General features: G+C 67.5%; 8 protein-coding genes. All 8 read left to right on the forward strand.

Annotation, left to right across the window (positions count from 1 at the left end; genetic code table 11):
• Positions 1–518, forward strand: a 518-nt coding sequence (locus tag AC31A1_RS42185; protein ID WP_489658376.1) for a hypothetical protein, incomplete at its 5' end; no start/stop codon positions are given.
• Positions 515–724 carry a MerR family transcriptional regulator gene (locus AC31A1_RS42190; RefSeq protein ID WP_489658377.1) on the forward strand — a complete coding sequence of 70 codons (210 nt, stop codon included), beginning with the start codon at positions 515–517 and terminating at the stop codon, positions 722–724. The genes AC31A1_RS42185 and AC31A1_RS42190, both read left to right, overlap by 4 nt.
• A 177-nt stretch (positions 725–901) precedes the next feature.
• Positions 902–1459: a DUF1707 and DUF4190 domain-containing protein gene (locus tag AC31A1_RS42195; protein ID WP_489658378.1), complete on the forward strand. Its 558-nt coding sequence runs from the start codon at positions 902–904 to the stop codon at positions 1457–1459.
• A gap of 309 nt (positions 1460–1768) precedes the next feature.
• Complete coding sequence (rpsL, locus tag AC31A1_RS42200) at positions 1769–2140, forward strand: 30S ribosomal protein S12 (protein WP_003948652.1); 372 nt, start codon at positions 1769–1771, stop codon at positions 2138–2140.
• Positions 2141–2143: 3 nt separating this feature from the next.
• Entirely contained in the window at positions 2144–2614 is a 471-nt protein-coding gene (gene rpsG / locus AC31A1_RS42205; RefSeq protein WP_005481264.1) for a 30S ribosomal protein S7, read from the forward strand.
• A 39-nt stretch (positions 2615–2653) separates the two neighbouring features.
• Positions 2654–4783: an elongation factor G gene (gene fusA, locus AC31A1_RS42210; RefSeq protein WP_393759879.1), complete on the forward strand. Its 2130-nt coding sequence runs from the start codon at positions 2654–2656 to the stop codon at positions 4781–4783.
• 176 nt (positions 4784–4959) lie between these two features.
• Positions 4960–6153, forward strand: coding sequence for an elongation factor Tu (tuf, locus tag AC31A1_RS42215; RefSeq protein WP_019072299.1), 1194 nt, complete (start codon positions 4960–4962; stop codon positions 6151–6153).
• 220 nt (positions 6154–6373) lie between these two features.
• Positions 6374–7674, forward strand: a 1301-nt coding sequence (locus AC31A1_RS42220) for a glycosyl hydrolase 115 family protein (RefSeq protein ID WP_489658379.1), incomplete at its 3' end; no start/stop codon positions are given.

Genomic DNA, 7674 nt, shown 5'->3' on the forward strand with positions numbered 1-7674 from the left:
CGCCCGGCCTCGCCGACCGGCTCCGCGAGGAACGCGCCGAAGCCCTCCTCCTGGAACAACGGCACGGACTCGTCGCCCCCGGCCACAGCGCGGCCCCGCTGCGCCTGCACATCTCCGACACGATCCGGGACATCACGGACGGCGTCGTAGAACTGGAAGAAGCCGTGCGGGAGAGGCTCCGGCTGCCCCGGGCGCGGCGGGCGTCCGTGCCCGAGCGGTTGCGGCGGATCGCCGGGCTGCTCGACGAGGTGGCCGCCGACGCCGTACTCGCGGCGCATGTACGGGACGAGACGCGGCGGATGGCGCGGCGCTGTGCGCGTGCGCTGGGGGACACCGAGACGGTCGTACGGGTGTCGGGGCGCTGCCCCTGGTGCGACTCGGTCTCGTTGCGGGCCTTCCCGGACCGCGGCGCGGTGCTCTGTGTGAACCCGGCCTGCCGCTGCTCGGTGCCGGACTGCGGCTGCCACGACGACCCGGCCTACCGGCACACCTGGAACGAGGGGGAGTGGGAGCGATGACGACGTTCACCAGGGGTGGGCTGCCGACGTTGATTCCCGGGCCGCTCGCCGCGCAGGAGGCCGGGGTCGCGCCCGCCACCATCCGCAAGTGGGTCCAGCTCGGGCATCTGGCGCCGGTCGGCAAGGCGGGGCGCGCGCAGCTGTTCCGGCTGGAGGACGTGTTCGCCGCGGAACGTGCCGCCGGGGGCGGTCGCCGCGCACGCTGAGGGACGGCGATGGACGGCCACCCCGCTCCCCTCTCTTCTGTACGGGGGTCTGTACGCGCGTCTGTACGGGGGCGGGGGTGGCCGACCTCTTTCGGTATTGATGGGGAACCGGTGCCGTTTTCGGTGCGTTGGAGCATCATGGAGGCATTCGGTCTCCGGCGCCGGGGGAGGTGTTCCGTGTCGTACCCGACACCGTGGCAGGGGCAGTGGCCAGGACCGCACCAGCCGTCGCCGGCACAGGCCGGGGCGTCGATGCTGGCCGCGACCGCGGACCGGGAGCGGGCGGTGGACGTCCTCCGGGCCGGTTTCGCCGAGGGGCGGCTGCGCGAGGACGAGCTGGAGAAGCGAGTCGCCCGGGCCTACGACGCCCGCACGGTGGGCGAGTTGATGCTGCTGGTCGCCGATCTGCCCCAGGGCCCACAGGTGACGCCTGTCGTGCAGGGGCCGCCGCCGGGATTCCGGCCGGTGCCGCCGACGTTCCTGCCGCCCCCGGTGCCGCCGACCAACGGCAAGGCGGTCGGCTCGCTGGTCTGCGGCCTGCTCATCGTGCCGACGCTGGGCCTCACCGGCATCCCCGCGGTGATCCTCGGCCACACCGCCCGCGCCGAGATACAGCGGACGGACGAGGGCGGCGACGGCCTCGCCCTCACCGGTCTGGTCTTCGGCTGGCTCGCGGTGACGGGCTGGGCCCTGATGCTGCTCCTGATGATCGCGGCGACGGCGAGCTCTCCCTGAGGGGCGTGTGCCGTAGATTCGAAGATCGCGGAGCGGGGGCGGCTTCGGCATCTTCCGTGTCGAGCCGTGGGTGGCATCCATTTGTTTTGACCGCAGCGAATGAGGTAGGTACGCTCAGACCTTGTGCCTGGGGTGTGCCCTGGCTCCCGTGCGTGCCTTGAACCGCACTAGGGGAGTCGACACCGGCCACCGCGATCCGCGCCCCTTTTGCTTACCGGCGAAAGTCTGCGCGATCCGACACACCCGACCGCGTGGGTCGGCGACGTTCCAGGTTAGCTTCACCATCGGCACACAGAAACCGGAGAAGTAGTGCCTACGATCCAGCAGCTGGTCCGGAAGGGCCGGCAGGACAAGGTCGAGAAGAACAAGACGCCCGCGCTTGAGGGCTCGCCCCAGCGCCGTGGCGTCTGCACGCGTGTGTTCACGACCACCCCGAAGAAGCCGAACTCGGCCCTGCGTAAGGTCGCGCGTGTGCGTCTGACCAGCGGGATCGAAGTCACCGCTTACATTCCGGGTGAGGGACACAACCTGCAGGAGCACTCCATCGTGCTCGTGCGCGGCGGCCGTGTGAAGGACCTGCCCGGTGTTCGCTACAAGATCATCCGCGGTTCGCTTGACACCCAGGGTGTGAAGAACCGCAAGCAGGCCCGCAGCCGCTACGGCGCCAAGAAGGAGAAGTAGAAAATGCCTCGTAAGGGCCCCGCCCCGAAGCGCCCGGTCATCATCGACCCGGTCTACGGTTCTCCTCTTGTCACCTCCCTGATCAACAAGGTGCTGCTGAACGGCAAGCGCTCCACCGCCGAGCGCATCGTGTACGGCGCCATGGAGGGCCTGCGCGAGAAGACCAGCAACGACCCGGTCATCACGCTGAAGCGCGCGCTGGAGAACATCAAGCCCACGCTTGAGGTCAAGTCCCGCCGAGTCGGCGGTGCGACGTACCAGGTTCCGATCGAGGTCAAGCCCGGTCGCGCCAACACGCTCGCGCTGCGCTGGCTGGTCGGTTACTCCCGCGCCCGTCGCGAGAAGACCATGACCGAGCGTCTGCTCAACGAGCTTCTCGACGCTTCGAACGGCCTCGGCGCGGCCGTCAAGAAGCGCGAGGACACCCACAAGATGGCCGAGTCCAACAAGGCCTTCGCGCACTACCGCTGGTAGTCGCAGACCCCATCGAGACCGAGAGAAGACTGAAGCCTTATGGCTACCACTTCACTTGACCTGGCCAAGGTCCGCAACATCGGGATCATGGCCCACATCGACGCGGGCAAGACGACCACCACCGAGCGGATCCTCTTCTACACCGGCGTCAGCTACAAGATCGGTGAAGTCCACGACGGCGCCGCCACCATGGACTGGATGGAGCAGGAGCAGGAGCGTGGCATCACGATCACCTCTGCTGCCACCACCTGTCACTGGCCGCTTGAGGACAACGACTACACCATCAACATCATCGACACCCCGGGGCACGTCGACTTCACCGTCGAGGTGGAGCGTTCGCTGCGCGTCCTCGACGGTGCCGTCACGGTGTTCGACGGTGTCGCCGGTGTCGAGCCGCAGTCCGAGACGGTGTGGCGTCAGGCCGACCGTTACGGCGTCCCGCGCATCTGCTTCGTGAACAAGCTCGACCGGACCGGCGCGGAGTTCCACCGCTGCGTCGACATGATCAAGGACCGCCTCGGTGCGGTGCCGCTGATCATGCAGCTGCCGATCGGTGCCGAGATGGACTTCAAGGGCGTTGTGGACCTGGTCCGCATGAAGGCGCTCGTGTGGTCCGCCGAGGCGGCGAAGGGCGAGATGTACGACGTCGTCGACATCCCGGCCACGCACGCCGAGGCCGCCGAGGAGTACCGCGGCAAGCTGGTCGAGGCCGTCGCCGAGAACGACGACGAGATCATGGAGCTGTTCCTGGAGGGCGTCGAGCCCACCGAGGAGCAGCTGTACGCCGCGATCCGCCGCGTCACCATCGCGTCCGGCAAGTCCAAGGGCATCACGGTCACCCCGGTGTTCTGTGGCACCGCGTTCAAGAACAAGGGCGTCCAGCCCCTGCTCGACGCGGTCGTGCGCTACCTGCCGACCCCCCTGGATGTCGAGGCCATCGAAGGCCACGACGTCAAGGACCCCGAGGTCGTCGTCAAGCGCAAGCCGTCCGTGGACGAGCCGCTGTCCGCGCTCGCGTTCAAGATCATGAGCGACCCGCACCTGGGCAAGCTCACCTTCGTCCGGGTCTACTCGGGCCGCCTGGAGGCGGGTTCGGCAGTGCTGAACTCGGTCAAGGGCAAGAAGGAGCGCATCGGCAAGATCTACCGCATGCACGCGAACAAGCGTGAGGAGATCGAGTCGGTGGGCGCCGGCGACATCGTCGCCGTCATGGGCCTGAAGCAGACCACCACCGGTGAGACGCTGTCCGACGACAAGAACCCGGTCATCCTGGAGTCCATGGACTTCCCGGCGCCGGTCATTCAGGTCGCCATCGAGCCCAAGTCCAAGGGTGACCAGGAGAAGCTGGGTGTAGCCATCCAGCGTCTCGCGGAGGAGGACCCCTCCTTCCAGGTTCACTCGGACGAGGAGACCGGCCAGACCATCATCGGCGGTATGGGCGAGCTGCACCTTGAGGTGCTGGTCGACCGTATGCGCCGTGAGTTCAAGGTCGAGGCCAACGTCGGTAAGCCGCAGGTCGCGTACCGTGAGACGATCCGCAAGGCCGTCGAGCGTGTGGACTACACCCACAAGAAGCAGACCGGTGGTACCGGTCAGTTCGCCAAGGTGCAGATCGCGATCGAGCCCATCACCGAGGCCGACGGTCCGGCGTACGAGTTCGTGAACAAGGTCACCGGTGGCCGTATCCCGCGGGAGTACATCCCGTCGGTGGACGCCGGTGCGCAGGAGGCCATGCAGTTCGGCATCCTCGCCGGGTACGAGATGACGGGTGTCCGCATCACGCTGCTCGACGGTGCCTACCACGAGGTCGACTCCTCCGAGCTCGCGTTCAAGATCGCCGGCTCGCAGGCCTTCAAGGAGGCCGCGCGCAAGGCGTCCCCCGTGCTCCTTGAGCCGATGATGGCCGTCGAGGTCACCACGCCCGAGGACTACATGGGTGACGTCATCGGCGACATCAACTCCCGCCGTGGCCAGATCCAGGCCATGGAGGAGCGTGCCGGTGCACGCGTCGTGAAGGGCCTCGTGCCCCTCTCGGAGATGTTCGGCTACGTCGGCGACCTCCGCAGCAAGACCTCGGGTCGCGCAAGCTACTCGATGCAGTTCGACTCCTACGCCGAGGTTCCCCGGAACGTCGCCGAGGAGATCATCGCGAAGGCCAAGGGCGAGTAACACACACCGTTTGCACGCTTTAGGCTTGACACCGACCGCCGGGGTCCGAAGACCGGCAGCGGGACGAGAGATCGTCCCCGGAAACCGGGAGCAGAACCCCGGCGGGCGGCATCCCAGCAAAGATCACCTGGCGCCGATGAGTAAGGCGTACCAGAACCACTCCACAGGAGGACCCAGTGGCGAAGGCGAAGTTCGAGCGGACTAAGCCGCACGTCAACATCGGCACCATCGGTCACATCGACCACGGTAAGACGACCCTCACGGCCGCCATTACCAAGGTGCTGCACGACGCGTACCCGGACCTGAACGAGGCCTCGGCCTTCGACCAGATCGACAAGGCTCCTGAGGAGCGCCAGCGCGGTATCACGATCTCGATCGCGCACGTCGAGTACCAGACCGAGACGCGTCACTACGCCCACGTCGACTGCCCCGGTCACGCGGACTACATCAAGAACATGATCACGGGTGCCGCGCAGATGGACGGCGCGATCCTCGTGGTCGCCGCCACCGACGGCCCGATGCCGCAGACCAAGGAGCACGTGCTCCTGGCCCGCCAGGTCGGCGTTCCGTACATCGTCGTCGCCCTGAACAAGGCCGACATGGTGGACGACGAGGAGATCCTGGAGCTCGTCGAGCTTGAGGTCCGTGAGCTCCTCTCCGAGTACGAGTTCCCGGGCGACGACCTGCCGGTCGTCAAGGTCTCGGCGCTCAAGGCTCTTGAGGGCGACAAGGAGTGGGGCCAGACGGTCCTCGACCTGATGGCCGCCGTCGACGAGTCGATCCCGACCCCCGAGCGTGACGTCGACAAGCCTTTCCTCATGCCCGTCGAGGACGTCTTCACGATCACCGGTCGCGGTACGGTCGTCACCGGCCGTATCGAGCGTGGTGTCCTGAAGGTCAACGAGACCGTTGACATCATCGGCATCAAGCAGGAGAAGACCACCACCACGGTCACCGGCATCGAGATGTTCCGCAAGCTGCTCGACGAGGGCCAGGCGGGCGAGAACGTCGGCCTGCTCCTCCGTGGCATCAAGCGCGAGGACGTCGAGCGCGGCCAGGTCATCATCAAGCCCGGCTCGGTCACCCCGCACACGGAGTTCGAGGCCCAGGCGTACATCCTGTCCAAGGACGAGGGTGGCCGTCACACGCCGTTCTTCAACAACTACCGTCCCCAGTTCTACTTCCGCACCACGGACGTGACCGGCGTCGTGACCCTCCCCGAGGGCACCGAGATGGTCATGCCGGGCGACAACACTGAGATGACGGTTTCGCTCATCCAGCCCGTCGCCATGGAAGAGGGCCTGAAGTTCGCCATCCGCGAGGGTGGTCGCACGGTGGGCGCCGGCCAGGTCACCAAGATCAACAAGTAGTCTTGGCTGCTTGTCTTGGCTGATCCGACCGGTCTCTGACTGGTAGGTCTCGAAGGGGCCCGTACGACTTCGGTCGTACGGGCCTCTTTGTTGTTCGCCAACTGCCGCCCGCCGGTTGCTGTTACGAAACTATTCGGCGGGTACGACCCGTTGTCCCCTCCCTCCACTCGTCCCACCATTTGTCATGCCGCTGAGCAAATTCGCTTCGGAGGGATGAGTCATGGGCGAGCGCGTGAGCCGAAGAGCCGTTCTGGGTGCGGGACTTGCCGCAGTGCCGGTGCTGTCGTCGGGGGCCCCGCGGTCCATGGACGCGGGTGGGTACATCTCCTTCTCGCGTACGACGGGCGCGTTCCCCCTCGTCGGGGCCCCGGTCGTGGTGGACCCCGACGATCACCCCGGCGTCGTACGGGTGGCAGGGGACCTGAGGGACGACATCGAACGCGTCACCGGCGTACGCCCCGGGAGCGCGCTCGCGCGAGCGCGTGAGGTGGTGCTGGTCGGGACGATCGGGCGCAGCGCGCTGATCGACGGCTTGGTGGCCGCCGGGAAGCTGGACGTGTCCGGGGTGCGGGGCCGGTGGGAGACCTCGTTGCAGACGGTGGTCGAGCGGCCGATGCCGGGTGTGGAGCGGGCGTTCGTCGTCGCGGGGAGCGACCCGCGCGGCACGATCTTCGGTGCGTACGACGTGTCGTACGGCATCGGGGTCTCGCCCTGGCACTGGTGGGACGACGTGCCGCCGACGCGGCGGGGCGAGGTGTGGGTGCGGCCCGGGCGGTACTCGCAAGGCACCCCGGTGGTGAAGTACCGCGGCTTCTTCATCAATGACGAGAATCCGGCGCTGGGGACGTGGGCGCCGGCGTACTTCGGGCCGGGCAAGGCGGCGGGGTATCCGGGGGGCTTCACCGCGGACTTCTACGCCCGGGTCTTCGAGGTGCTACTCCGCCTGAAGGGGAACTACCTCTGGCCGGCGGTGTGGGGGCGGGCCTTCGCGGAGGACGACCCGGAGAACCATCCGCGGGCCGCGGAGTATGGGATTGTCATGGGCACGTCGCACGAGGCGCCGATGATGCGGGGGATCGAGGAGTGGAACCGGCATGCCGTGGCCGCCGTCCGGGACTCCTCCGGCGCGATCGTGACCCCGGGGCACGATCCGTACGGCGGGACGGGGGAGTGGTCGTACCGGCTCAACTCCCAGGCGATACGCGCCTATTGGCGGGCCGGCGTGCAGCGGATGGTCGACCAGGGTTTCGAGGGTGTCGTCACGCTCGGCATGCGCGGTAACGGCGACACGAGCCTGCCCGACGGCGACGGCATCGAGCTGATGCAGGAGATCATCGCGGCGCAACGGCAGATCATCGAGGAGGTGACGGGCCGGCCGGCGGCGGCGACTCCGCAGGTGTGGACGTTGTACAAGGAGGTGCAGCGGTACTGGGACCGGGGGTTGAGGGCGCCGGACGACGTGACGGTGGTCCTCACGGACGACAACTGGGGGAACATCCGTAAGCATCCGGATGTAGGGGG

It is taken from the genome of Streptomyces sp. P5F9 (assembly GCF_057961495.1).